The sequence below is a fragment of the Pseudomonas sp. Irchel 3H3 genome, assembly GCF_900187635.1.
Classification (GTDB): Bacteria; Pseudomonadota; Gammaproteobacteria; order Pseudomonadales; family Pseudomonadaceae; genus Aquipseudomonas.
Genome location: NZ_FYEC01000034.1, coordinates 15664 through 37494, shown reverse-complemented (window position 1 = coordinate 37494; position 21831 = coordinate 15664). Strand labels below are relative to the sequence as shown.

At 62.9% G+C, this 21831-nt stretch carries 21 protein-coding genes; 15 read left to right on the top strand and 6 right to left on the bottom strand.

Going from position 1 to position 21831, the window contains the following annotated elements:
- Positions 1-179: 179 nt before the first annotated feature.
- The 5 genes from CKW24_RS24570 (at position 180) to CKW24_RS24550 (ending at position 5991) form a co-directional block, all read left to right on the top strand.
- The gene (locus CKW24_RS24570; RefSeq protein WP_095171042.1) at positions 180-1556 is read left to right on the top strand and encodes a glutamine synthetase family protein; all 1377 of its coding nucleotides are present in this window, start codon (positions 180-182) and stop codon (positions 1554-1556) included.
- A gap of 143 nt (positions 1557-1699) precedes the next feature.
- The gene (locus CKW24_RS24565) at positions 1700-3190 is read left to right on the top strand and encodes an aldehyde dehydrogenase (protein WP_095171040.1); all 1491 of its coding nucleotides are present in this window, start codon (positions 1700-1702) and stop codon (positions 3188-3190) included.
- 57 nt (positions 3191-3247) lie between these two features.
- Positions 3248-4528, top strand: coding sequence for an FAD-binding oxidoreductase (locus tag CKW24_RS24560; protein ID WP_177440708.1), 1281 nt, complete (start codon positions 3248-3250; stop codon positions 4526-4528).
- A gap of 201 nt (positions 4529-4729) precedes the next feature.
- On the top strand, positions 4730-5278 hold the full coding sequence (locus tag CKW24_RS24555; protein WP_027618083.1) for a cupin domain-containing protein: 549 nt from the start codon (positions 4730-4732) through the stop codon (positions 5276-5278).
- Positions 5279-5295: 17 nt separating this feature from the next.
- On the top strand, positions 5296-5991 hold the full coding sequence (locus CKW24_RS24550) for a tRNA (adenine(22)-N(1))-methyltransferase TrmK (RefSeq protein ID WP_305886488.1): 696 nt from the start codon (positions 5296-5298) through the stop codon (positions 5989-5991).
- A 197-nt stretch (positions 5992-6188) separates the two neighbouring features.
- Here CKW24_RS24550 and CKW24_RS24545 read toward each other — a convergent pair whose 3' ends face one another.
- Positions 6189-6506, bottom strand: coding sequence for a DUF2388 domain-containing protein (locus CKW24_RS24545; protein WP_095171038.1), 318 nt, complete (start codon positions 6504-6506; stop codon positions 6189-6191).
- 190 nt (positions 6507-6696) lie between these two features.
- Here CKW24_RS24545 and CKW24_RS24540 point away from each other — a divergent pair, with 190 nt between their 5' ends.
- The 3 genes from CKW24_RS24540 (at position 6697) to CKW24_RS24530 (ending at position 11030) form a co-directional block, all read left to right on the top strand.
- Positions 6697-7221 (top strand): DUF3087 domain-containing protein, encoded by a 525-nt coding sequence (locus CKW24_RS24540; protein ID WP_095171035.1) that lies wholly within the window; start codon positions 6697-6699, stop codon positions 7219-7221.
- 46 nt (positions 7222-7267) lie between these two features.
- Positions 7268-7960 (top strand): GNAT family N-acetyltransferase, encoded by a 693-nt coding sequence (locus CKW24_RS24535; RefSeq protein ID WP_095171033.1) that lies wholly within the window; start codon positions 7268-7270, stop codon positions 7958-7960.
- Between the two features lie 505 nt (positions 7961-8465).
- Positions 8466-11030, top strand: a complete 2565-nt coding sequence (locus tag CKW24_RS24530; RefSeq protein ID WP_256585538.1) for an EAL domain-containing protein — start codon at positions 8466-8468, stop codon at positions 11028-11030.
- Positions 11031-11047: 17 nt separating this feature from the next.
- On the opposite strand, the gene CKW24_RS24525 is transcribed toward CKW24_RS24530, so the two are convergent.
- Together CKW24_RS24525 and CKW24_RS24520 are read right to left on the bottom strand one after the other, a co-directional pair.
- A complete protein-coding gene (locus CKW24_RS24525; protein ID WP_095171029.1) occupies positions 11048-11989 on the bottom strand; it encodes a class I SAM-dependent methyltransferase in 942 nt (313 codons plus the stop codon).
- A 96-nt stretch (positions 11990-12085) separates the two neighbouring features.
- The gene (locus CKW24_RS24520; protein ID WP_095171027.1) at positions 12086-12763 is read right to left on the bottom strand and encodes a type 1 glutamine amidotransferase domain-containing protein; all 678 of its coding nucleotides are present in this window, start codon (positions 12761-12763) and stop codon (positions 12086-12088) included.
- 165 nt (positions 12764-12928) lie between these two features.
- Between CKW24_RS24520 and CKW24_RS24515 the strand changes: the two genes are divergently transcribed.
- Both CKW24_RS24515 and CKW24_RS24510 read left to right on the top strand, forming a co-directional pair.
- The gene (locus tag CKW24_RS24515) at positions 12929-13474 is read left to right on the top strand and encodes a cytochrome b (RefSeq protein WP_095171025.1); all 546 of its coding nucleotides are present in this window, start codon (positions 12929-12931) and stop codon (positions 13472-13474) included.
- Positions 13475-13493: 19 nt separating this feature from the next.
- Positions 13494-14057 carry a YceI family protein gene (locus CKW24_RS24510; protein ID WP_095171023.1) on the top strand — a complete coding sequence of 188 codons (564 nt, stop codon included), beginning with the start codon at positions 13494-13496 and terminating at the stop codon, positions 14055-14057.
- Between the two features lie 38 nt (positions 14058-14095).
- Here CKW24_RS24510 and CKW24_RS24505 read toward each other — a convergent pair whose 3' ends face one another.
- A complete protein-coding gene (locus CKW24_RS24505) occupies positions 14096-15049 on the bottom strand; it encodes a LysR family transcriptional regulator (RefSeq protein WP_095171021.1) in 954 nt (317 codons plus the stop codon).
- A 119-nt stretch (positions 15050-15168) separates the two neighbouring features.
- On the opposite strand from CKW24_RS24505, the gene CKW24_RS24500 reads away from it, so the two are divergent.
- Positions 15169-16365 (top strand): M20 aminoacylase family protein, encoded by a 1197-nt coding sequence (locus tag CKW24_RS24500; RefSeq protein WP_095171019.1) that lies wholly within the window; start codon positions 15169-15171, stop codon positions 16363-16365.
- Positions 16366-16388: 23 nt separating this feature from the next.
- Positions 16389-17177 carry an ABC transporter substrate-binding protein gene (locus CKW24_RS24495; protein ID WP_095171016.1) on the top strand — a complete coding sequence of 263 codons (789 nt, stop codon included), beginning with the start codon at positions 16389-16391 and terminating at the stop codon, positions 17175-17177.
- A gap of 57 nt (positions 17178-17234) precedes the next feature.
- On the opposite strand, the gene ppnN is transcribed toward CKW24_RS24495, so the two are convergent.
- Complete coding sequence (gene ppnN, locus CKW24_RS24490) at positions 17235-18608, bottom strand: nucleotide 5'-monophosphate nucleosidase PpnN (RefSeq protein ID WP_095171014.1); 1374 nt, start codon at positions 18606-18608, stop codon at positions 17235-17237.
- A 224-nt stretch (positions 18609-18832) separates the two neighbouring features.
- Here ppnN and CKW24_RS24485 point away from each other — a divergent pair, with 224 nt between their 5' ends.
- The 3 genes from CKW24_RS24485 (at position 18833) to CKW24_RS24475 (ending at position 21409) form a co-directional block, all read left to right on the top strand.
- Positions 18833-19282, top strand: coding sequence for a thioesterase family protein (locus CKW24_RS24485; RefSeq protein WP_095171012.1), 450 nt, complete (start codon positions 18833-18835; stop codon positions 19280-19282).
- A 121-nt stretch (positions 19283-19403) separates the two neighbouring features.
- Complete coding sequence (locus tag CKW24_RS24480; protein WP_095171011.1) at positions 19404-20219, top strand: carbon-nitrogen hydrolase family protein; 816 nt, start codon at positions 19404-19406, stop codon at positions 20217-20219.
- 89 nt (positions 20220-20308) lie between these two features.
- Positions 20309-21409, top strand: coding sequence for a polyamine ABC transporter substrate-binding protein (locus CKW24_RS24475; RefSeq protein WP_095171007.1), 1101 nt, complete (start codon positions 20309-20311; stop codon positions 21407-21409).
- A gap of 3 nt (positions 21410-21412) precedes the next feature.
- On the opposite strand, the gene CKW24_RS24470 is transcribed toward CKW24_RS24475, so the two are convergent.
- Positions 21413-21814 (bottom strand): hypothetical protein, encoded by a 402-nt coding sequence (locus CKW24_RS24470; protein ID WP_095171073.1) that lies wholly within the window; start codon positions 21812-21814, stop codon positions 21413-21415.
- Positions 21815-21831 lie beyond the last annotated feature (17 nt).

Sequence of the window (21831 nt, the reverse complement as noted above, 5' to 3'; positions counted from 1 at the left end):
TCGCTGGAACTCAGGTTGGCTGTGGGTTTGCGGGTGATTGTTGAGCGATGGCTGGCTGCGGTGACCAATAAAATCAACAAAAATGCCTATTTTTCCGCTATTGACTTCACTTTGCCTTTCGGATTGACTGAGGTCCGAAAGTGCAGTGAACATAATAATTAACAGCTAATAGGTGCATCATGTCGGTCCCCCTGCGTACCGTTCAACTCAACGAAGCAAACGCATTCCTTAAGAAATATCCTGAGGTTTTGTACGTCGACCTTCTGATTGCGGATATGAACGGTGTGGTGCGCGGCAAGCGCATCGAGCGCACCAGTCTTCATAAGGTCTATGAGAAAGGCATCAACCTGCCGGCCTCGCTGTTCGCCCTCGACATCAATGGTTCCACGGTGGAAAGCACCGGCCTGGGCCTGGACATCGGCGACGCCGACCGCATCTGCTACCCGATTCCCGGCACCTTGAGCATCGAGCCGTGGCAGAAGCGCCCAACCGCGCAACTGCTGATGACCATGCACGAGATCGAAGGCCAGCCGTTCTTCGCTGACCCGCGTGAAGTGCTGGCCAACGTGGTGCGCAAGTTCGACGACCTCGGCCTGACCATTTGCGCGGCGTTTGAACTGGAGTTCTACCTGATCGACCAGGACAACGTGAACGGCCGTCCGCAGTCGCCACGCTCACCGGTTTCCGGCAAGCGCCCGGTATCGACCCAGGTTTACCTGATCGACGACCTCGACGAATACGTTGACTGCCTGCAGGACATCCTCGAAGGCGCGAAAGAGCAGGGCATCCCGGCCGATGCCATCGTCAAGGAAAGTGCCCCGGCGCAATTCGAAGTCAACCTGCATCACGTCAGCGACCCGATCAAGGCCTGCGACTATGCGGTCCTGCTCAAGCGCCTGGTGAAGAACATCGCCTACGACCATGAGATGGACACCACCTTCATGGCCAAGCCGTATCCGGGCCAGGCGGGCAACGGTCTGCACGTGCACATCTCGATCCTCGACAAGGCCGGCAACAACATCTTCGCCAGCGAGGATCCCGAGCAGAACGCCGCATTGCGTCACGCCATCGGCGGTGTGCTGGAGACCCTGCCCGCGCAGATGGCCTTCCTCTGCCCGAACGTCAACTCCTACCGCCGGTTCGGCGCACAGTTCTACGTGCCGAACTCGCCGAGCTGGGGTATCGACAACCGCACCGTGGCCGTGCGCGTGCCGACCGGTTCGCCGGACGCCGTGCGCATCGAACACCGCGTGGCCGGTGCCGACGCCAACCCGTACCTGCTGATGGCTTCGGTGCTGGCCGGTATTCACCACGGCTTGACCAACCAGATCGAGCCGGGTGCGCCGGTCGAAGGCAACAGCTACGAGCAGAACGAGCAGAGCCTGCCGAACAACCTGCGCGATGCCCTGCGTGAGCTGGACGACAGCGAAGTCATGGCCAAGTACATCGACCCGCTGTACATCGACGTGTTCGTGGCGTGCAAGGAAAGCGAGCTGGCCGAGTTCGAGAACTCCATCTCCGACCTTGAGTACAACTGGTACCTGCATACGGTCTGATGGTTGGTGTGCCTGTGGGAACGGGCTCGCCCGCGATATCGCAATCGCGGGCAAGCCCGCTCCCACAGCGATTGCATTGCAAATCCTCAAGGGACTGGCATTCAGTCCGACCACAGCCTATTCCCCTGCGTCGAGTCACAACCATGACAAACACTCGCAGCGACTGGGAGCAACGCTTCCAGTCCTTAAGCATCGAAGGCCGCGCCTTCATCGATGGTCAATACCTTCCGGCACTCAGCGGCGCCACCTTCGAATGCATCAGCCCGGTTGACGGGCGCTTCCTGGCCAACGTCGCCAGCACCGATGAAGCCGATGCCAATGCCGCCGTGCTCGTCGCCCGCCAGGCGTTCGAATCCGGTATATGGCGCAAGCTGGCCCCCGCTGAGCGCAAGCGCGTCCTGATCCGCTTCGCCGACCTGATCCTGGCGCACCAGGAAGAATTGGCGCTGCTGGAAACCCTGGACATGGGCAAGCCCATCAGCGACTCCATGGCCATCGACATTCCAGCGACCGCCAACGCGATCCGCTGGAGTGCCGAAGCCATCGACAAACTCTACGACGAAGTCGCCGCCACGCCCCACGATCAACTGGGCCTGGTGACCCGCGAAGCGTCCGGCGTGGTGGCGGCCATCGTGCCGTGGAACTTCCCGTTGATCATGGCCAGCTGGAAGTTCGCCCCGGCCCTGGCGGCAGGCAACTCGTTCATCCTCAAGCCGTCGGAAAAGTCCCCGCTGACGGCCATCCGCATCGCCCAACTAGCGCTAGAGGCTGGCATCCCCAAGGGCGTGTTCAACGTCCTGCCGGGTTACGGCCACACCGTCGGCAAGGCACTGGCGCTGCACATGGACGTCGACGTCCTGGCCTTCACCGGCTCGACCGCGGTTGCCAAGCAGTTGCTGATCTACGCCGGGCAAAGCAACCTCAAGCGCGTCTGGCTAGAAGCTGGCGGCAAGAGTCCGAACGTGGTGTTTGCCGATGCGCCGGATCTGCGCGCGGCGGCGCAGGCGGCGGCCAGTGCCATCGCCTTCAACCAGGGCGAAGTCTGCACCGCCGGCTCACGCCTGCTGGTGGAGCGCTCGATTCGCCAGCAGTTCATCCCGCTGCTGGTAGAGGCCCTGCAAGCCTGGCAACCCGGGCACGCGCTGGACCCGACAAGCCGGGTCGGCGCGGTGGTCGATCAACGTCAGTTGGACAACATCCTGCGCTACATCGCCATCGGCCGCGAGCAAGGTGCCGAGCTGATCGCCGGCGGCAACCGCACCCTCGAGGACAGCGGTGGCCAGTACGTGGAGCCGACGATTTTCGACGGTGTGAGCAACGCCATGACCATCGCCCGCGAAGAAATCTTCGGCCCAGTGTTGTCGCTGATCACCTTCGACACCGCAGAAGAAGCGTTGCAGATCGCCAACGACAGCATCTTCGGTTTGGCCGCCGGGGTCTGGACCCGCGACCTGAGCAAGGCCCACACCTTCGCCCGGGGCCTGCGCGCCGGCAGCGTGTGGGTCAACCAGTACGACGGCGGTGACATGACCGCGCCCTTCGGTGGGTTCAAGCAGTCGGGCAACGGTCGCGACAAGTCCCTGCACGCCTTCGACAAGTACACCGAGCTCAAAGCCACCTGGATCAAGCTCTGACCTATTAGACAGTCGCGGTGACAGGCCTTTGGCGTGTCACCGCGCGGGAACTCAATCATGCAAAAACATGTAAACAGCTACTACGCCGCCACCCGCAACGAGATCATCGACTTCCCGGTGCTCGAAGAGTTGGTGGAATGCGACGTCTGTGTGATCGGCGCCGGCTACACCGGCCTGTCCTCGGCGTTGTTCCTCAGCGAAGCGGGCTACAGCGTCACGGTGCTCGAAGCCGCCAAGGTCGGCTACGGCGCCAGCGGGCGCAACGGCGGGCAACTGGTCAATTCCTACAGCCGCGACGTCGATGTGATCGAGCAGCGCTACGGCGAAAAGACCGCCGAAGTGCTGGGCAGCATGATTTTCGAAGGCGCGGACATCATCCGCTCGCGGATCAAGCAATACGACATCCAGTGCGACTACAAGCCCGGTGGCATTTTCGCCGCGCTGAACAAGAAACAACTCAAGGGCCTGGCCGAACAGAAGAACGGTTGGGAGCGCTACGGCAACCACCACCTGCGGATGCTCGACGCGCAAGAGATCGCCAAGGAAGTCGGGACCCGCAACTATGTCGGTGGCCTGCTGGACATGCAGGGTGGCCACGTCCATCCGCTGAACCTGGCCCTGGGCGAAGCGGCTGCCATCCTCAGTCTTGGCGGAAAAATCTTCGAGCAGTCGGCAGCGGTGGAAATCACCTACGGCGAACCCATAGTCGTGCGCACGGCCAAGGGCGTGGTGCGCGCCAAGTACCTGTTGATCGCCGGCAACGCCTACCTGCCGCAAGACCTCGACAACCGCGTCACCCGCAAGAGCATGCCCTGCGGTTCGCAGATCGTGGTCACCGAGCCCCTGTCGGAAAAAGTCGCCAGGAGCCTGATCAGCAACAACTACTGCGTCGAAGACTGTAACTACCTGCTCGACTACTACCGCCTGACTGCCGACAACCGCCTGCTCTATGGTGGCGGTGTGGTCTACGGCGCGCGCGAACCGGACGACATCGAGCAACTGATCCGGCCGAAAATCCTCAAGACCTTCCCCCAGCTCAAGGACGTGAAGATCGACTACCGCTGGACCGGCAACTTCCTGCTGACCATGTCACGCATGCCACAATTTGGTCGCATCGAGAAAAACGCCTATTACATGCAGGGCTACAGCGGCCACGGGGTGACCTGTTCGCACCTGGCCGGCAAGCTGATCGCGGAAATGATCCGTGGCGACGCCGAGCGTTTCGACGCCTTCGCCTCCCTGCCACACATGCCGATGTTCGGTGGCCGCACCTTCCAGGCCCCACTGACCGCCATGGGCGCGGTGTACTACGCGATGCGTGACCGTTTCGGTATCTAGTCTGACGCTCGCCGACGGCCGTCTTGAGGAAGGTCGTCGGTTTTTTATCCGGCCTTTCTCCAAGCTGCTGAGCCGTGGGCGGAAAACGTGATTTAATAGCCGCCTTTCACGTCTTCGGGACAGAGGAACGGCGATTTTCGCGACACAAGTCGCCCGCCATCCCCCCACACTACCCTTAAGTTTTTCTCACATAAGGCTGTCATGGACACGGGCTCTCGACTCAAATTAGTACGCGAAAGCTACAAGCTGTCCCAGCGCGAGCTGGCCCGGCGTAGCGGCGTCACCAATGCCACCATCTCCCTGATCGAACAGAATCGGGTCAGTCCTTCCGTCAGCTCACTGAAAAAACTGCTGGAGGGCATCCCCATGTCCCTGGCGGACTTCTTCACCTTCGACCAGCCACCGCGCGAACACCAATACATCTTCCGCGCCAACGAACAGCCCGACCTCGGTCGCCACGGCCTGCGCCTGCTGCTGATCGGCGCCTCGGTGCCCAGCCGCCAGATGCGCCTGCTGCGCGAGCAATACGCACCGGGCGCCAGCTCGGGCGAAGAACCGATCGTGCATGCCGAAGGCGAGGAGTGCGGGTTGGTGACGCGGGGTACCGTGGAACTCACCGTGGATGGCCAGGTCAGCGTGTTGAACGCCGGGGATGGTTATTACTTTCCGACCACGCTGCCGCACCGGTTTCGCAACATCGGCGCGGACGAGGCGGAAATCATCAGTGCGAACACGCCCGCCAACTTTTGATCGCAAGGCGCTGAACATTGAACCAACACACCTTGTCCATGCGCCTGGAGCGCGTGGCGGCCCATGTGCCAGCCGGTGCGCGCCTGGCCGATATCGGCTCCGACCACGGCTACTTGCCGGTGGCATTGATGCGCCGTGGCGCCATCACGGCGGCGGTGGCCGGTGAACTGGCCGCGACACCGTTCCACTCGGCCCAGCGTACGGTGCGCGACAACGGCCTGCAGGCATGCATCAGCGTGCGCTTGGCCAATGGCCTGGCGGCGCTCGAGGCAGCTGACGAGATTAGCGCGCTGACGATCTGCGGCATGGGCGGTGAGACCATCCGCGACATTCTCGAGCGTGGCAAGACTCGCCTCAGTGGCCAGGAGCGACTGATCCTGCAACCCAACGGCGGCGAGCAGCCACTGCGGCAATGGCTGATGGACAATGGTTATTCCATCCTCTGCGAGGAAGTGCTGCGGGAAAACCGCTTCGACTACGAAATCATCGTTGCCGAGCGCACCGGCCCGGTGAGCTACAGCCCCGAGCAACTGTACTTCGGCCCCCTGCAGATGCAGGCACGCACCCCGGCATTCCTGTTCAAGTGGCAGCGCCTGCTGCGCCACAAGCAGCAGACCCTGGCCCACTTCACCCAGGCCGGCTCGTCGGTACCCGCGGAAAAAGTACAGGACATCACCCGCCAGGTGCGTTGGATCAACCAACTGCTGGCCTGAACGCTCGACAGCTGCTACGGGTTTGGTGGGTGTACGCAAAATCTGCAAGCCGGCAAAACCGCTGTGGGAGCGAGCGCCCGCTTGCGGCCTGCTCGCGATGGGGCCAGTACAACCAACATCGATGGTGCCTGACACACCGCCATCGCGAGCAGGCTCGCTCCCACTTAAGTTAAGTGGGTAATAGCGAGAGGGCGAGCTTACTGACCGGGCGAAGGCGGTGTCTGCGTCAGCAGCGCCTGGGCCAGTTCTTCGTCCGTGGCATTGAGGCCAGGGTGGTCCTGGCGCATCTGCTTGAGCACGGATTCCAGGTAGGCGCCGCGGATGGTGCCGCCGCTGGCGACGAAACTGGAGAGGTCATCGCGGGCGGGGACGACGATCTTGTCGTCCTTGAAGGTCGAGTACAGCGACGCAGAGACCCCCGCTGAAGTGGCGACATCCTTGGCATCGACATCGGCCATGGCCGATCCGAAGGGCAGGCAGAGCGCAAGCGTTGGCACGAGCAGTAGACGGCGCATGGTGAGTCCTCCAAAAGCGTGAAGCCAAAGGGTGTGTCACATACCCATATGATGCGCGGTGCGGCTCAGGAGTTCCGCAGATCAAGCGAGGACCAGATGGCGATGTGGATTAAACGTGTCTGTTACCGGCGCTACGGGCGATAATGCCGGGCAATTCTCTGTTCACCTTGCCAAAGAGCGCTGCCCCCTGATGTTTGAGATCAAGCCGTGGAACCCCGAAACCTTTCGCCAGCAGACGCGCCGCAGCACCCTGATCATTGCCGTGCTGTTCATTGTGCTGGCGATGGCTTTGTCGACGCTGGCGGTGATGGTGCTGGGCGAGCCGGGTGGCGATAACTTTCGCTACAACCTCGGCGGGGTAATCGCGGCGGTGCTGGTCAGCGCGGCGCTGATGAAACTCAAGTTCTGGTCGCAACCCTGGATGGCCGCCGCCGTCTACGGCTGGCAGCTCAAGCGCAGCCTGATGCGCATCACCAACGTCATGCACCAGGTCACCGATGCGGTCGCCGCCGGCAACCCGAGCGCGATGAAGCTGCTGCGCTTTTACCACCTGGGGCTGGCGCAGATGCACGAGCTGGACGCCAACTCCAGCAGCCATGCGCAACTGGTGCGTGAAATGGACCAGCACAAAGCAGCCATGGAGGCGCTGGGGCTGGAGACCGAACAGACCCGCCTAAACCCCGAGTGGCTGACGGCGCTGAAAACCCAGGCCTGATCATTGCCTGCCTTTTTCCAGGACTTTCCCCTCGGAGCCCCGATTGATGTTTACCCTTAGCCACTTCGATACCCCGTGCTCCGAGCACGTGACCGACCAGATCCTGCAACTGGTGGTCGACAACCTGACCGACATCAGCAGCGTCGCCTTGCCACCGAGCAACCCGTTGTTCGCGATCTATCAATACGCAGTGGGCTACGAGGTCCACCTCTACCTGCAGGCCCTCGATGGCACCCAGGGCCTAAGCGTCGAATTGATCGTCGCGCTGGACGCCGAGGACCCCTCGAAGGTCGTCGGCTTTTTGCTGTACCTGCCGGTCAAGGATGATCCGCATGCCTGCGGCGTGGCCTATATGGCCGTACACGCCAGCCATCGTCGCCATGGCATCGCCCGCGCCATGGTCCAGGACATGCTCGGCCGCTACCCGCATGCCGAACTGACCTGTGCCGTGGCCAAGGTGCCGTACTTCGAGGCAATGGGCTTGCAGGTCCTGGGCGTGCGCGGACCGCAGGTGCTGATGAACACCCACGACCGCGTGACAGACGGCCTGATTGCGGTACTGGATATCGCGCCTATCTACCGCTCCACCGAAGTGCGGCAGATCCACACCTACCTGCTGCAGAAGAATGGCAAGCGGGCGATGCTCGACGCGGAAAAACAGCGCGACCGCCATCTGGATCAACTGACGGCCAAGGCGCGGGTGTTTGTGCAGGGGCGGTTGGGTCACGACGTTGGCTAGCAAACCGCCTGTGCAGGTGCCAGCAAGCCAGCGCCTACACCGGTCCCCGTTTGGCTTGCTCAAAAAAGAGCCTCAAAGCTCTTTGATGGGGAGAAAGTAGAGCCCCGAGGCTCAAGTTGTACGTAGAGCCAGTGGCAAGCTTGATTGGGGTTCAGAGCACTCGCCACTCACGCCGCTGCCGCAGAAAACAAGCAGTGGCGTAGTTTCATCGTAGGAAGGTGGCAGGGTGCACTCAAGTACCATTAGTCGCCTGTGGCAGACCGCTGGAGCGACGCGACCGAGGTATTTTTCATGGGCTCGTCACTTCGCGTCTATCCTGTGATTTCAACTGACAAGCGTCGCGCTGTGCTTGGCGAACTAAAGTGAATAACTGCCGTCATTCACTATCAATCAAGAATATGTAGCGTCTCTGCGAAGATGGGTTCCTTCCGGTTCCGAGGGTTCTTATGGCGCCCCACACGCGGCCAGGATGCTGGGCGGTGGTGGCAGTGGACAAGTGACTGCAATGGACACGAGAGTCAGGCGGGCCCGGCGCATTGATGCGCAAGACTTCTTCGTGCAGACCCTGGAGCAATGGGGCGATGCGGTAGTGGTCATCGACGACCAGAGCCGAGTGATGTTTTTTAATGCCGCTGCCGAACGGTTCTGGGGTTGTCTGCGACAGGACGTAGTGGGCAGTCACGTCGACAGCCTGTTTCCCGAAACCCTGCGCACGGCCGATGATCCCGGTTGCAGCCACGACTTGAGTATCCTGGGCAAGGATGGGCAGGCACGCTGGGGCGCGCTGTCCGTCTCCAGGATCACCCTGCAGGGCCGCACCCTCTATGCGGCCTTTCTCAAGGACATCACCCAGACCCGCCTCCAGGACATCGAACACCGCCTGCTGTCGCTGTCGGTCAATGCCACCCGCTCGGCCACCTGCATTGTCGACGCCGCTGCGCGCCTGCTCTACGTCAATGACGGCCTGGTGCAACTGCTCGGCTACAGCCGCGAAGAAGTTCTTGGGCTGTCGCCGCTGATGTTTTTTGTGCTCGACACCGAGGTCGATGTGCCGGTGCTACCTGAACTGGAGCGGATGTTCGGTGGCGCGCCCCATGAAGTCAGCGCCTTGATCAGCAAGCGCAACGGCCAACGGCTGTGGGTGCATGTGTCCTCGGCCCCGGTGTTCGATGCCCGGGGGCAGGTCGACAACACGGTGATCGTGCTCACCGACATCACCCGCTTCAAATTGCATGAGGTGCTGCAGGACAAGGTGGTCGGCGCGCTGCTCAAGGAAGAGTCGCTGGAAAACGTACTGGCCCTGATGTGCCAGGAAATCGAACGCATCGCCCCGGAAGTCATCGTCTCGATCCTCAGCGTCGACTCCAACGGCATCCTGCACCCGCTGGCCAGCCCCGGCTTGCCAGTAGAGTACTCGCGGGCAATCGAAGGCCTGTCGATCGGGCCGATTGCCGGTTCCTGCGGCACGGCGGCCTACCGGGGCAAGCCGGTGCTGGTCACCGACATCAATCACGACCCGCTGTGGGCGGACTACAAGGCGCTGGCCGAGAAGGCGGGGTTGCGCGCGTGCTGGTCGATTCCGGTGCGCAACAGCTGCGGCCGCGTGGCCGCCACCTTCGCCCTGTATTTTCGCGAGTGCCGCGGGCCCGATACCTTGCATGCGCACCTGGTGACCGCCGGTACGCACCTGTGCATGTTGGCGCTGGAGCGTGAGGAAGCGCGCCAGGCCATTCGCCGGATGGCGTATTACGATGGCTTGACCGGCTTGCCCAACCGCAACCTGCTGCTGGCCAAGGCGCAACGAACCATTGCCGAAGTGGCCAGGGAGCAGGCCGAACTGGCAGTGCTGTTTGTCGACCTGGATCGCTTCAAGCAGGTCAATGATGCCCTTGGCCATGCGGCCGGCGACGAACTGTTGCAAGTCATGGCCCAGCGCCTGAGCAGTGTGCTGCGTGAGTCGGACATCGTCGGGCGCTTGTCCGGGGATGAGTTCGTGCTGGTTTTGCCGCGACGCAACGCGACCCAGGTCACGCGGTTTCTTGAACGGCTCAAGCGCGTACTGAGTTTTCCGGCGCCCATTGCCGGGACCTCGGTGGTGTTGTCGGCCAGCATCGGCATCAGCCTGTTTCCCGGTGACGGCCAGGACATGGAAAGCTTGCTGCAGTGCGCCGACATTGCGATGTACCAGGCCAAGCGCGCCGAACGCGGCAGCTTCAGTTTTTTCCTCGAAGAGATGAACCGGATCGCCCAGAGTCGCCTGATTCTCGAGACCGCGCTGCGCATGGCCCTTGCTGGTGAGGGCCTGGAGCTGGTGTATCAACCGCAGATCAATCTGCACAGCGGGACCTTGGTGGGGGTGGAGGCGTTGGCGCGTTGGGATCATCCAACCCTGGGCATTATCTCGCCGGAGCGCTTCATCCCCCTGGCCGAGGAGTGCGGGCTGATCAATGAGCTGAGCCAGTGGGTGCTGCAAACCGCCTGCGGTCAGCTGGCGCAGTGGCGCGAGCAGGGCCTGACGGTGCCGTCGCTGTCGATCAACCTGTCGCCGATCAACTTTCACAATCTCAATCTGGCGGCGCAGATTACCCAGCAGTTGCAACGCTACGAATTGCAGGCGGCGGATTTGTGCGTGGAGGTCACGGAGGGGGTGTTGCTGTCAAACAGCCCCGGCACCGAGCAAACCTTGAAAGAGCTGCATGCCCTGGGGGTGCGCCTGGCCATCGATGACTTTGGCACCGGTTATTCCAGCCTGGGTTACTTGCGCCACCTGCCGATCAGTGAGCTGAAGCTGGACAAGAGTTTTGTCGATGACCTGGAGTGCGATGCCTCCTGCCGCGCCCTCAGCGAATCGGTGATTGGCATCGGCAGGGGCTTGTCCTTGCTGGTGGTGGCCGAAGGCATCGAGCACGCGGCCCAGCGCGACATCCTCAAGGCGCAAGGCTACGAGGTCGGGCAGGGCTACTTCTTCTCGGTACCGCTTCCGGCCGGGGCGTTCAGGCAATGGTTGCTGGCGTGCCAGGGCATGGTGCCGCCCATGAGCCACGAGAGCCCGTTGGCGGCGCTGGAGTAAGCCCAGGGCTGCGCCTTTCAGTCCGCCAGGGTGAAGACCAACGCCTTCAAGCCGCTCTGCACATCGATATCCGGAAACTCCGGCGGGTTGTCCAGGCGTTCGACGAAACGCAGGCTCGGGGCTTCGCGGGTGACGCCGTCGATCAGGAAGTCGGCGCCGAAGGCCGGGTCGTTCATACAGGCCAGCACCGTGCCCTGCGGCGCGAGCAGTTCCGGCAGGCGACGCAACACCCGTTGATAGTCCTTGGTCAGTAGGAAGCTGCCTTTCTGGAACGACGGCGGATCGATGATCACCAGGTCGTAAGGTCCGTTATTGATCACCTTGCCCCAGGATTTGAACAGGTCGTGGCCGAGGAAGCTCACCTGGCTCAGGTCGTGGCCGTTCAGGCGGTGGTTGTCGCGCCCGCGACTCAGGGCGGCACGGGACATGTCGAGGTTGACCACATGCTCGGCGCCGCCCTCGATGGCCGCCACCGAGAAGCCGCAGGTGTAGGCGAACAGGTTCAACACCCGCTTGCCTTGGGCTTGGGCCTTGACCCAGTTGCGCCCGTAGCGCATGTCGAGGAACAAGCCGGCGTTCTGCTTTTTACCCAGGTCGATGCGATAGCGCAGGCCGCCTTCGGTCAGCGTCCACTCGTCGATTTCCGGCCCCAGCAGCCACTCGGTGGTGCTTTGTGGCAGATAGCGGTGTTGCAACAGCAGCGTGTGGGCCGCGCTCGCCTGCCACTGCGGCGTCTGGCTGATCTGCCGCAGCATCTGTTGCAAGGCCTGCAACTGCTGCGGTTCGGGTTCCTTGAACAGCGCGACCAGCACAATGCCCTGTAGCCAGTCCACGGTCAGTTGCTCCAGGCCCGGCCAGCAACGCCCGCGTCCGTGAAACAGGCGGCGGGTTTCTGCGGGTGGGGCTGCCAGGGCCGTCAACAGATGGTCGTGCAGGGTGGCGAGGGCTTCAGGGGTCATCGAGCAGGGGCCGGCAAGTCAAAGGTGCGGCATTTTATACATAAATGGGCCGCCGGGACTTGCAGCATTGGCCACAAATCCCGCCAGCGGCAGGGCTCAGAGTCCCAGGTGTTGCAAGGTCGCCTCGGCCGTCGCTGCCGATGACCCCGGGTTCTGCCCGGTGATCAGGTTGCCGTCGGCCACCACATACGACTGCCAGTCCTCGCCCTTGGAGTAGTGCGCGCCGTGGGCCTTGAGCATGTCCTCCACCAGGAACGGCACCACCTCGGTCAGGCCGACGGCCGCTTCCTCGGAATTGGTGAAGCCGGTCACCGACTTGCCTTTGACCAGCGGCTGCCCCTGGGCCTGGGTGTGGCGCAACACCCCTGGCGCATGGCACACCGCGGCCACCGGTTTGCCGGCGCCATACAGCGCTTCGATCAGGGCGATGGAGTCGCGGTCTTCGGCCAGGTCCCACAGCGGACCATGACCGCCTGGGTAGAACACCGCGTCAAAGTCGCTGGCCTTGATCTGGGCCAGCGGCTCGGTATGGGCCAGCGCCTGGAAGGCCACCGGGTCCTCGCGAAAGCGCTGGGTAGCCTCGGTCTGTGCGTCGGGGGCGTCGCTCTTCGGGTCGAGCGGCGGTTGCCCGCCCTTGGGCGAGGCCAGGGTCACGTTGACCCCGGCGTCCTTGAACACGTAGTAGGGTGCGGCGAACTCTTCCAGCCAGAACCCGGTCTTCTCGCCGGTGTCGCCGAGCCGGTCGTGGGAAGTCAGTACCATCAGGATGTTCATCGTGACCTCTGATTGCCATTGATAAGCCCCCAGGCCAGCAAGCCCGGGACGTCTAACTATGGTCGCCAGCGCCAGGAATGCCAGCACTAAAGGACCAAGGGTCATGCGCGCATTTGCACAAGTGCCAGGGTGGATCAACACTGTAGCGATCGGCACGGAGCACTCATGAACGATAGCTACACCCGCACGGCGGTGTACCTGCACTGGTTGGTAGCGCTGGGACTGATCGGCACCTTTGCCCTGGGTCTCTACATGCCGGACCTGGCCCTGTCGCCGACCAAGCTCAAGCTTTATTCGTGGCACAAGTGGGCCGGGGTCAGCCTGTTCCTGCTGGTGCTGATCCGCCTCGGCTGGCGCCTGAGCCATGCTGCGCCACCGCTACCCGCCAGCGTGCCGGTGTTGTTGCGTCGAGTCTCGCGGCTGACCCACGGCCTGATGTATGGGCTGATGCTGATCATCCCCTTGAGCGGCTGGCTGATGAGTTCAGCCAAGGGTTTCCAGACTGCCTGGTTCGGCATCTTGCCCCTGCCGGACCTGCTGGCCAAGGACGAAGCCCTGGGCGAGCGCTTGCTGACGCTGCATCAAAGCCTGAATTACGGCCTGCTGGCGCTGGTCCTGCTGCATACCGGTGCGGCGCTCAAGCATCACTTCATCGACCGCGATGACGTGCTGCGCCGCATGCTGGCGTTCCGCCAAAAAGCTGATCCCTGACTGCCGGCTGGAGCCTGTCATGAACCATCGAACAGCGACCGTCACCCTGGTGCTCGCCATGCTCGCGTGCGGCTCGTCGAGTGCGGCGCAGTACCGGCAAGTCAACCCGAGCGCCAGCCAGGTCAGCTTCACCTACAACCAGATGGGCGCCCGGGTCTACGGCACTTTCAGCCGGTTCGAGGCGACCATCGATTTCGACTCGACCAACCCCTCGGCGGCGCATGCCGGGATCATCATCGAGCTGACCAGCATTGACGCCGGCAACCCCGACGCCAATAGCGAATTGCAAAAGCCCGGTTGGTTCGACACGGCGGTCTATCCCCAGGCCCGGTTCGAATCGCAAAGCGTCACCGCCCTGGGCGATAACCTGTACCAGGTTGACGGCCAACTGACGCTCAAGGGCCTGACCCGTGAGGTCGGCGCACAGATCGCCCTGAAGCCGGATGGCGGTATCGGTGTTTTTGACGGCACCTTCATTCTCAAGCGTGGCGACTTCAATATTGGTGATGGCGAGTGGGCGGACTACGGAGTGGTCTCTAACGAAATCAGCATCCGTTTTCGGGTGGTGGCGCCCGAGCAATAAGTGTCGAGGTGGATGCTCTCGGTCGGCTGAGCAGCGCCTCACACCAGTACGCGCAAGGTCTCGAACAGTGCCCGGTCGGGTTTTTTCGCCGAGCGGGCGTGACGGCGGATCACCTGCAGCAGGCAGTCGGCAAAACACTGCGCAGCCTGGCTCAGCGAGCCATTGCGGCGGGTGACAATGCTCAGTTGACGTGGCTCGAATGGCTCCTTGAGGTCGAGCGCCACCAGGCGGCCGAGGAAGGACGGGGCGCTGCTCAGCAACGCCGGGCCCCAGGTGCACATGTCGGCGCGCTCCACCAGCATCTGCAGGATCGCCAGTGACTGGGCCCGCACGATGCGTTGTTCGGCAACCTGCGCGTGGTGGCGCCAGAACAGCTCGTGCATCAGGGCATCATGGCCATCGGGGGCGTAGTTGAGGGTCCAGTTCTGCTCCAGCAGGTCGTGGATCGAACGGGCGTCCTGGCACGGGTGACCTTGGCGGACCAGCACTGCGGTCTGGTAGTCGAGCAGGGGCTGACAGGCAAATTCGGGGCTTGCCTGGGTCGGGTGCAACTGGCCGATGGCAAAGTCCATGCTGCCATCGCGCAGCAGCGGTTGCGCCACCGCCATCAGGCTCTCGAACAGTTCCAGCTGGATGTCCGGCATCCGCTCACGAAAGGCCAGCACCACTTCCGGCAGGAAGGTCAGGGCGACCCACGGCGTGACGCCGACGCACAGTCGTCCGCGGTGCTGGCCGCGCAGCTCATCGAGTTCGGTTTGCGCACGCTCCAGTTGCTTGAGTACCAGCCGGGCGTGGGTCACCAGCACCTTGCCGTATTCGGTGAAGTTCAGGCCGCTGGCCGTCCTGACGAACAGCGGTAACTGTTGCGCGCTTTCCAGTTCGCGCAGGGCCTTGGTCACGGCTGCCTGGGACAGGTTCAGCGCACGGGCGGCGGCGCGAATGCTGCCGGTCTCGGCGCTGCTGACCAGGGCTTGCAATTGATGCAGTTTCATCCGCTCACCGATGTGACAACCAAGGGTTGTCATCATAACCAAACTGCGCCTCCCCAGCCTACGCCAGGCTGCATAAGATCGATGCCAGCCACCCACCCTAGCCATTGAGGAGTAGCAGCATGCTGACGGGCCATGTCCTGCCGGGAATCGCCGCACTGCAGGAGGAAATGATCACCCTGCGCCAGCGCATCCACGCCCACCCGGAGCTGGGCTTCGAGGAGTTCACCACCAGCGCACTGGTTGCGCAGTGCCTGCGCCAATGGGGCTATGAGGTCAGCACCGGCGTCGGCAGGACCGGCGTGGTCGGTACCCTGCGCACGGGACCGGGTCGGGCCATCGGGCTGCGTGCCGACATGGACGCGCTGCCCATTGTGGAAACCACCGGGTTGCCGTACGCCAGTCGCAACCACGGCGTGATGCACGCCTGCGGCCACGACGGGCATACCGCCACGCTGCTTGCGGCGGCCAAGCACCTGGCGCAAACCCGCGCTTTCAGCGGCACTGTGCACCTGGTGTTCCAGCCAGCCGAAGAAGGCCTGGGCGGGGCGCGGGCGATGCTCGACGACGGGTTGCTCCAGCGTTTTGCCTGTGATGCGATCTTCGCCATGCACAACGTGCCTGGTCATCCTGCCGGGCACCTGGGTTTTTACAGCGGTGCGTTCATGGCCTCGGCCGATACGGTGACGATCAAGGTGATCGGGGTGGGCGGTCATGGCGCGGTACCGCACAAGGCGGTGGACCCGGTGCTGGTCTGTGCATCAATCGTGATGGCCTTGCAAAGCATTGTCTCGCGCAACGTCAATCCGCAGGACGTGGCGATTGTCTCGGTGGGCTCGATCCATGCCGGCACGGCGTCGAATGTGATCGCCGAATCTGCTGAAATGAGCCTGAGCGTGCGCGCGCTGACCCCCCAGGTACGGCAGTTGCTGGAGCAGCGCATCACCGAGCTGGTGCACGGCCAGGCCGCGAGTTTTGGCGCACGGGCGGAGATCGACTATCAGCACTGTCACCCGGTGCTGATCAACGATGCCGGGCAAACCGCGTTCGCCCGTCAGGTCGCGCAGGACTGGCTGGGGGCGGAGCATTTGATCGAGGACCTGCGGCCCTTTACCGCCAGTGAAGACTTTGCCTTCATCCTCGAACAATGCCCCGGCAGTTACCTGGTGATCGGCAACGGCCCGGGTGAGGGCGGCTGTGTGTTGCACAACCCCGGCTATGACTTCAATGATGACTGCCTGCCCATCGGGGCGAGTTACTGGGTGAAGCTGGTCGAGGCCTTTTTACCTGTCGAGGCGGCGATTTCACGCCACAGCTGAGCCAACTCTGGAGCACAACAATAATGAACAAGATGATCGCAGCGATTTCCCTGACCCTGATCAGCGCCTCCGGCCTGGCAGGCGCGGCGGACTGGTCGGGCAAAGTGTTGCGCCTGGGAGTTGATCCGAGCTATCCGCCACTGGAATACAAAAACCAGGATGGCAGCCTGACCGGCTTTGGCGTCGACATCGCCCAAGCACTGTGTGACGAGCTCAAGGCCCGGTGTGTGTGGGTGGAAAGCAGTTGGGACGGGATGATTCCTGGTTTGCTGGCGCGCAAATTCGACGCCATTGCTTCCTCGATGACGGTCACCGCCAAACGCCAGGAAATGATCGCCTTTACCGACAAGGTCTCCAACGCCCCGGCACGCCTGGTGATCAAGCGCGGGGCGAATCTGCAGCCAACCGTCGAGTCGCTCCAGGGCAAGCGTGTCGGCGTCGAGCAGGGCTCGACCCAGGAAGCGTTCGCCAAGGCGGTCTGGGGCTCGAAGGGCGTCGATGTGTTGTCCTACCAGAATCAGGATCAGGTCTACAACGATCTGGTGGTGGGCCGGCTCGACGCCTCGTTGCAAGGCTCGATCCAGGCCAGTTACGGCTTTCTCAATAAACCGCAGGGCCAGGGCTATGAGTTTTCCGGTGCCACCCTCGACAACCCAAAGTTCTTCGGTGTGGGCGACGGTATCGGCGTGCGCAAGGCCGACGTCGAGCTGCGCGAAGACCTGAACAAGGCACTGGCGACCATCCTGGCCAACGGTACCTATGGGCGGATCAACGACAAGTACTTCGATTTCGACGTCTACGGCGCGAAATAATCAGCCCGGGACTGGGTAACCCGCTGGCGCTGCCTGCGCCAGCGGCTACAGCGGTTGTTAGCTGATGACCCGGTAGCACGGCACGTACGCCGCGCCGCCGGGCAGTTTCATCCGGTGCTGGGCAACAAAGGCCTGCAGCAGTTTGTCCAGCGGTTGCATGATTGCCGCATCGCCATGGATCTCGTAAGGGCCATGTTCCTCGATCAAGCGAATACCCATGTCCTTGACGTTGCCGGCAACAATCCCGGAGAACGCCCGGCGCAGGTTGGCCGCCCGTTCATGGGCGGGCAGGTCGAGGCGCAGTTGCAGGCTGGCCATGTTTTCGTGGGTCGGGTCGAACGGACGCTGGAAACCCTCGTCGATCTTCAGCAGCCAGTTGAAGTGGAAGGCGTCGTTGCGCTCGCGGCGGAACTGCTTGACCGCCTTGAGCCCCTGGACCATCTGCCGGGCCACCTGGGCCGGGTCATCGATGATGATCTCGTAGTGGCTTTGCGCTTCTTCGCCCAGGGTGGCGCCGACGAAGGCATGCAGTTGCTGGAAGTACGGCGCGGCACTGCGCGGGCCAGTGAGGATCACCGGGAAGGGCAGGTCGCGGTTGTCCGGGTGCATCAGGATCCCGAGCAGGTACAGGAACTCCTCGGCCGTGCCGGCGCCGCCGGGGAAAATGATGATGCCGTGGCCGACGCGGACGAAGGCTTCCAGGCGTTTCTCGATGTCCGGCAGGATCACCAGCTCGTTGACGATCGGGTTCGGTGCCTCGGCGGCGATGATCCCAGGCTCCGTCAGGCCCAGGTAGCGGCCGTTGGTGATTCGCTGTTTGGCGTGGGAAATGGTTGCGCCCTTCATCGGGCCTTTCATCACGCCCGGTCCGCAACCGGTGCAGACGTCCAGGCTGCGCAGGCCCAGCTCGTGGCCGACTTTCTTGGTGTACTGGTATTCCTCGGTGCTGATGGAGTGACCGCCCCAGCACACGACGATCTTCGGCTCCACGCCGGGGCGCAGGGTGCGGGCGTTGCGCAGCAGGTGGAAGACGTAGTCGCTGATGCCTTGCGAAGTACTGAGGTCGATGCGCTGGCTGTCCAGCTCATTCTCGGTGTAGACGATGTCGCGCAGGGCGCTGAACAGCATCTCGCGGGTGCTGGCGATCATCTCGCCGTCGACGAAGGCATCGGCCGGGGCGTTCAGCAGTTCGAGGCGTACGCCACGGTCCTGCTGGTGAATGCGGATCTCGAAGTCGCGGTAGGCTTCGAGGATGGTCTTGGCGTTGTCGACATGGGCGCCGGTATTGAGGATGGCCAGGGCGCACTGGCGAAAGAGCGAGTAGATGCTGCCTGTACCCGCGGCGCTCAGTTGTTGTACTTCGCGTTGGGACAGTGTTTCCAGGCTGCCTTTTGGGCTCACCGACGCATTGATTACTTGTCTTGCTGTCATTCTGGATTCCCTGAGAACGATGGTCGCGAGCCCGACGGGCTCAATTACATCAGGATAGTCAGCGCCGAAGCGATCGTGCTGCCGTCATCTTCTAGGCGAGCGCCGTTGAATGCAAATATCCATGAGCAGTGGTGCATGTGATCGCAATTTGTCTGATAGCGCTGTCCCAAATTTCCCGCGCCTGACTAACAGTGGCTGCCTCTTTTCCTGCCACGAGACCCGCCATGGCCCGCCTGCACCTGGAGTTTCCCCACAATCCGTTTTTCTACGCCACCGCCCTGACCGTGCGGGTGACCGACGTCAACGCCGCCAACCACCTGGCCAACGACTCGATGATCTCGATGATCTCCGAAGCCCGGGCGCGGATGTTGTTCGAGTATGGCGTGAGTGAGGAGGGCATCATTGTCACGGACCTGGCGACGGTCTATCGCGCCGAAGCCCACGCCCGTGATCGCTTGCTGTTCGAAGTGGGGTTGATGGACCTCAACAAGTACGGGGGCGACATCATCTTTCGCATCACCCGGCCAGTCGATGGCACGCTGGTGGCGCTGGCCAAGTCGGGGTTTGTGTTCTTCGACTACGGCGCCGGCAAGGTGGCACCGATGCCGGCGGACTTCATCTCGCGGTTTCCCGAGGTCAACGTGCTGTTTGCCGCCATGCCTGCGCCGCACTGAAACCGCCTCTACCCCTTCAGGGGTACCCCTTCGACGGGATTCCGTGAGCCCTGGCTGGCGCCCCATACTCGGCCACAGCCTGAAAACGGGCTGCCTGGTCGGATAGCTCGAAGGACAACCCATGAAGATTGAACTGGTACAACTGGCCGGTCGCGATGGTGACACGGCGTACAACCTGCAACGCACGCTGCACGCCATTGCCACCTGCGCCCCGGACACCGACTTGCTGGTGTTCCCCGAGACCCAATTGATGGGCTTTGCCAGCGCCGCGCAACTCGGCGAAGTGGCCGAGGCGGCCGATGGGCCCAGCGTTCAGGCGGTGCTTCAGGCCTTGCGCGAGCGGGATATGGCGGCGGTCGTGGGCATCGCCGAGCGTGATGGCGAAGATTTCTACAATACCTCGTTGCTGCTGACCCCCCAGGGCATTGCCTTGCGCTACCGCAAGACCCACCTGTGGCCGTCGGAGCGTGGTGCGGTGCAACCCGGCGATCGTTTCGGCACGACCCTGTACAAGGGCGTGCGGGTCGGGCTGCTGATCTGCTACGACATCGAGTTCCCGGAGCCGGCCCGTGCGCTGGCGCAACTGGGGGTCGACCTGATGCTGGTCTGCAACGCCAACATGGACCCCTTCGGCCCGGTGCACCGCACCGCGATCCTCGCCCGCGCCCAGGAAAACCAGGCGTTTGCGGTGCTGGTCAATCGTTGTGGGGCAGGCGATGGCGGCCTGGTCTTTGCGGGTGCCAGCTCGGTGGTCGATCCCTCGGGACGGTTGTTGTTCGAGGCCGGGCGCGAGGAATGTCGGCAGGTGGTGGAGCTGGATTTCAGCGAGCTGCAACGTTCACGCAAGGACTACGACTACCTCAAGGACCGGCGCCTGCCACTGGCCTGCCGGCAGATCGAGCACGGCGATGGGCGCCGCGAACTGCTGATTGACTGAGTCTTTTGCATCAGCGCCGCAGACGGCGCGTTCCTTAACCTTTACCGGTAGCCGGCAGCGTGCGCATGCCGTTGTCCTGGAGTCTTGCGATGAAACTACTGTGCAGTCTGCAACTGGCCGCGGCCGCCGTGCTCAGCCTGGCAATAAGCGGCGTCAACGCCGCCGAGCCCAGCGTCTCGATCTACAACTGGTACGACTACATCGCTCCGGATGCGACCAAAAACTTTCAGCAGGAAACCGGGGTCGCCACGATCTACGACGTGTTCGACAACGGCGATGTGATGCAAAGCAAGCTCATGGCCGGGCGCAGCGGCTATGACGTGGTGGTGGCCAGCAGCGAACTGCTGCCCAACCTGATCAAGGCCGGGGTGCTCCAGGAACTGGACCGCAGCCAGTTGCCGAACCTGCCCCACCTGGACCCGGAGATCCTCGCCAAGGTCCAGCACAATGATCCGGGCAACCGCTACGCGGCACCCTACCTGTGGGGCACCACCGGGGTCGGCTACGATGCGGACCAGGTCAAGGCGCTGCTGGGCACCGACGCCCCGGTGGATTCCTGGGACCTGATCTTCAAGCAGGAGAACATCGCCAAACTCAGCCAGTGCGGGGTGGCCATGCTCGATTCGCCCGGCGAGATCATTCCGATCGCCCTGCATTACCTCGGGCTGCCCTACAACAGCCAGAACCCCGAGGACTACCGCAAGGCCGAGGCGCTGTTGCTGAAGATCCGGCCGTACATTCGTTACTTCGACTCTTCGCGGTTTATCTCGGACCTGGCCAATGGCAATGTCTGCGTGGTGCTCGGTTGGTCGGGTGGGGTGTATGACGCGCAACTGGCGTCGGCCAAGGCCGGCAATGGGCGCAACCTGGTGTACCGCATCCCCCGCGAGGGCGCGCCGGTCTGGGTCGAGAACCTGGTGCTGCTCAAAGACGCGCCGCACCCGCAACAGGGCCTGAGCTTCATCAACTACATGCTGCGCCCCGACGTGATCGCGGCGACCTCCAACTACCTCGGCTACCCGAATGCCAACAAGGACGCCACGGCGCTGGTGGAGCAGAAGGTGCGCGACAATCCGGGTGTCTACCCGAGCCCGCAGACCATGACCACCTTGTACCCGCTGGAACCCTTGCCGCTGAAGATGGAACGGGTGCGTACCCGGGTCTGGAGCAAGGTCAAGACGGGCAGTTGAGCCTCAGGCATCACGCAGCAGGTCGTTGGCGTTGAGCAGTTCGTAGGCGATTTGCGGATGGTTTTCCAGGCCCCGGCGAATCGCCGCCGGGATCGCTTGTCGGGTCTTGCGGCACAGCCCCGGTTGGTCGCGCAGGCGAATGCCGATGCCGCGCATGCTGCGCACCTCGTGGAAGCTGGGGCTGATTTCCACGCCGATGCCCAACTGCTCGAACATCCGTTGCTGCAGATGCTCCAGGTCGGCAAGGCTCTTGAGGTTCTCCAGGCGCTCGAGCAAGCGTTTTTCTTCCTGGCGGGTCAGGTGGAGGATGCGCGGGTCGGCGCCGGGCAGGTCGAGCAAGGCCTCACGCCCGCAATCGCAGGCGCCGGGTGGGCAGGGTTGGCGAATCGGCAATGAGGCTGTCATGGCTTGCAGCATAGCCA

What these genes read in the sequence shown, in the direction of transcription:
- CKW24_RS24570 (WP_095171042.1), top strand. Translation starts at nt 180, where the DNA reads ATGTCGGTCCCCCTGCGTACCGTTCAACTCAACGAAGCAAACGCATTC.
- CKW24_RS24565 (WP_095171040.1), top strand. Translation starts at nt 1,700, where the DNA reads ATGACAAACACTCGCAGCGACTGGGAGCAACGCTTCCAGTCCTTAAGC.
- CKW24_RS24560 (WP_177440708.1), top strand. Translation starts at nt 3,248, where the DNA reads ATGCAAAAACATGTAAACAGCTACTACGCCGCCACCCGCAACGAGATC.
- CKW24_RS24555 (WP_027618083.1), top strand. Translation starts at nt 4,730, where the DNA reads ATGGACACGGGCTCTCGACTCAAATTAGTACGCGAAAGCTACAAGCTG.
- CKW24_RS24545 (WP_095171038.1), bottom strand. Translation starts at nt 6,506, where the DNA reads ATGCGCCGTCTACTGCTCGTGCCAACGCTTGCGCTCTGCCTGCCCTTC.
- CKW24_RS24540 (WP_095171035.1), top strand. Translation starts at nt 6,697, where the DNA reads ATGTTTGAGATCAAGCCGTGGAACCCCGAAACCTTTCGCCAGCAGACG.
- CKW24_RS24535 (WP_095171033.1), top strand. Translation starts at nt 7,268, where the DNA reads ATGTTTACCCTTAGCCACTTCGATACCCCGTGCTCCGAGCACGTGACC.
- CKW24_RS24530 (WP_256585538.1), top strand. Translation starts at nt 8,466, where the DNA reads ATGGACACGAGAGTCAGGCGGGCCCGGCGCATTGATGCGCAAGACTTC.
- CKW24_RS24525 (WP_095171029.1), bottom strand. Translation starts at nt 11,989, where the DNA reads ATGACCCCTGAAGCCCTCGCCACCCTGCACGACCATCTGTTGACGGCC.
- CKW24_RS24520 (WP_095171027.1), bottom strand. Translation starts at nt 12,763, where the DNA reads ATGAACATCCTGATGGTACTGACTTCCCACGACCGGCTCGGCGACACC.
- CKW24_RS24515 (WP_095171025.1), top strand. Translation starts at nt 12,929, where the DNA reads ATGAACGATAGCTACACCCGCACGGCGGTGTACCTGCACTGGTTGGTA.
- CKW24_RS24510 (WP_095171023.1), top strand. Translation starts at nt 13,494, where the DNA reads ATGAACCATCGAACAGCGACCGTCACCCTGGTGCTCGCCATGCTCGCG.
- CKW24_RS24505 (WP_095171021.1), bottom strand. Translation starts at nt 15,049, where the DNA reads ATGAAACTGCATCAATTGCAAGCCCTGGTCAGCAGCGCCGAGACCGGC.
- CKW24_RS24500 (WP_095171019.1), top strand. Translation starts at nt 15,169, where the DNA reads ATGCTGACGGGCCATGTCCTGCCGGGAATCGCCGCACTGCAGGAGGAA.
- CKW24_RS24495 (WP_095171016.1), top strand. Translation starts at nt 16,389, where the DNA reads ATGAACAAGATGATCGCAGCGATTTCCCTGACCCTGATCAGCGCCTCC.
- ppnN (WP_095171014.1), bottom strand. Translation starts at nt 18,608, where the DNA reads ATGACAGCAAGACAAGTAATCAATGCGTCGGTGAGCCCAAAAGGCAGC.
- CKW24_RS24485 (WP_095171012.1), top strand. Translation starts at nt 18,833, where the DNA reads ATGGCCCGCCTGCACCTGGAGTTTCCCCACAATCCGTTTTTCTACGCC.
- CKW24_RS24480 (WP_095171011.1), top strand. Translation starts at nt 19,404, where the DNA reads ATGAAGATTGAACTGGTACAACTGGCCGGTCGCGATGGTGACACGGCG.
- CKW24_RS24475 (WP_095171007.1), top strand. Translation starts at nt 20,309, where the DNA reads ATGAAACTACTGTGCAGTCTGCAACTGGCCGCGGCCGCCGTGCTCAGC.
- CKW24_RS24470 (WP_095171073.1), bottom strand. Translation starts at nt 21,814, where the DNA reads ATGACAGCCTCATTGCCGATTCGCCAACCCTGCCCACCCGGCGCCTGC.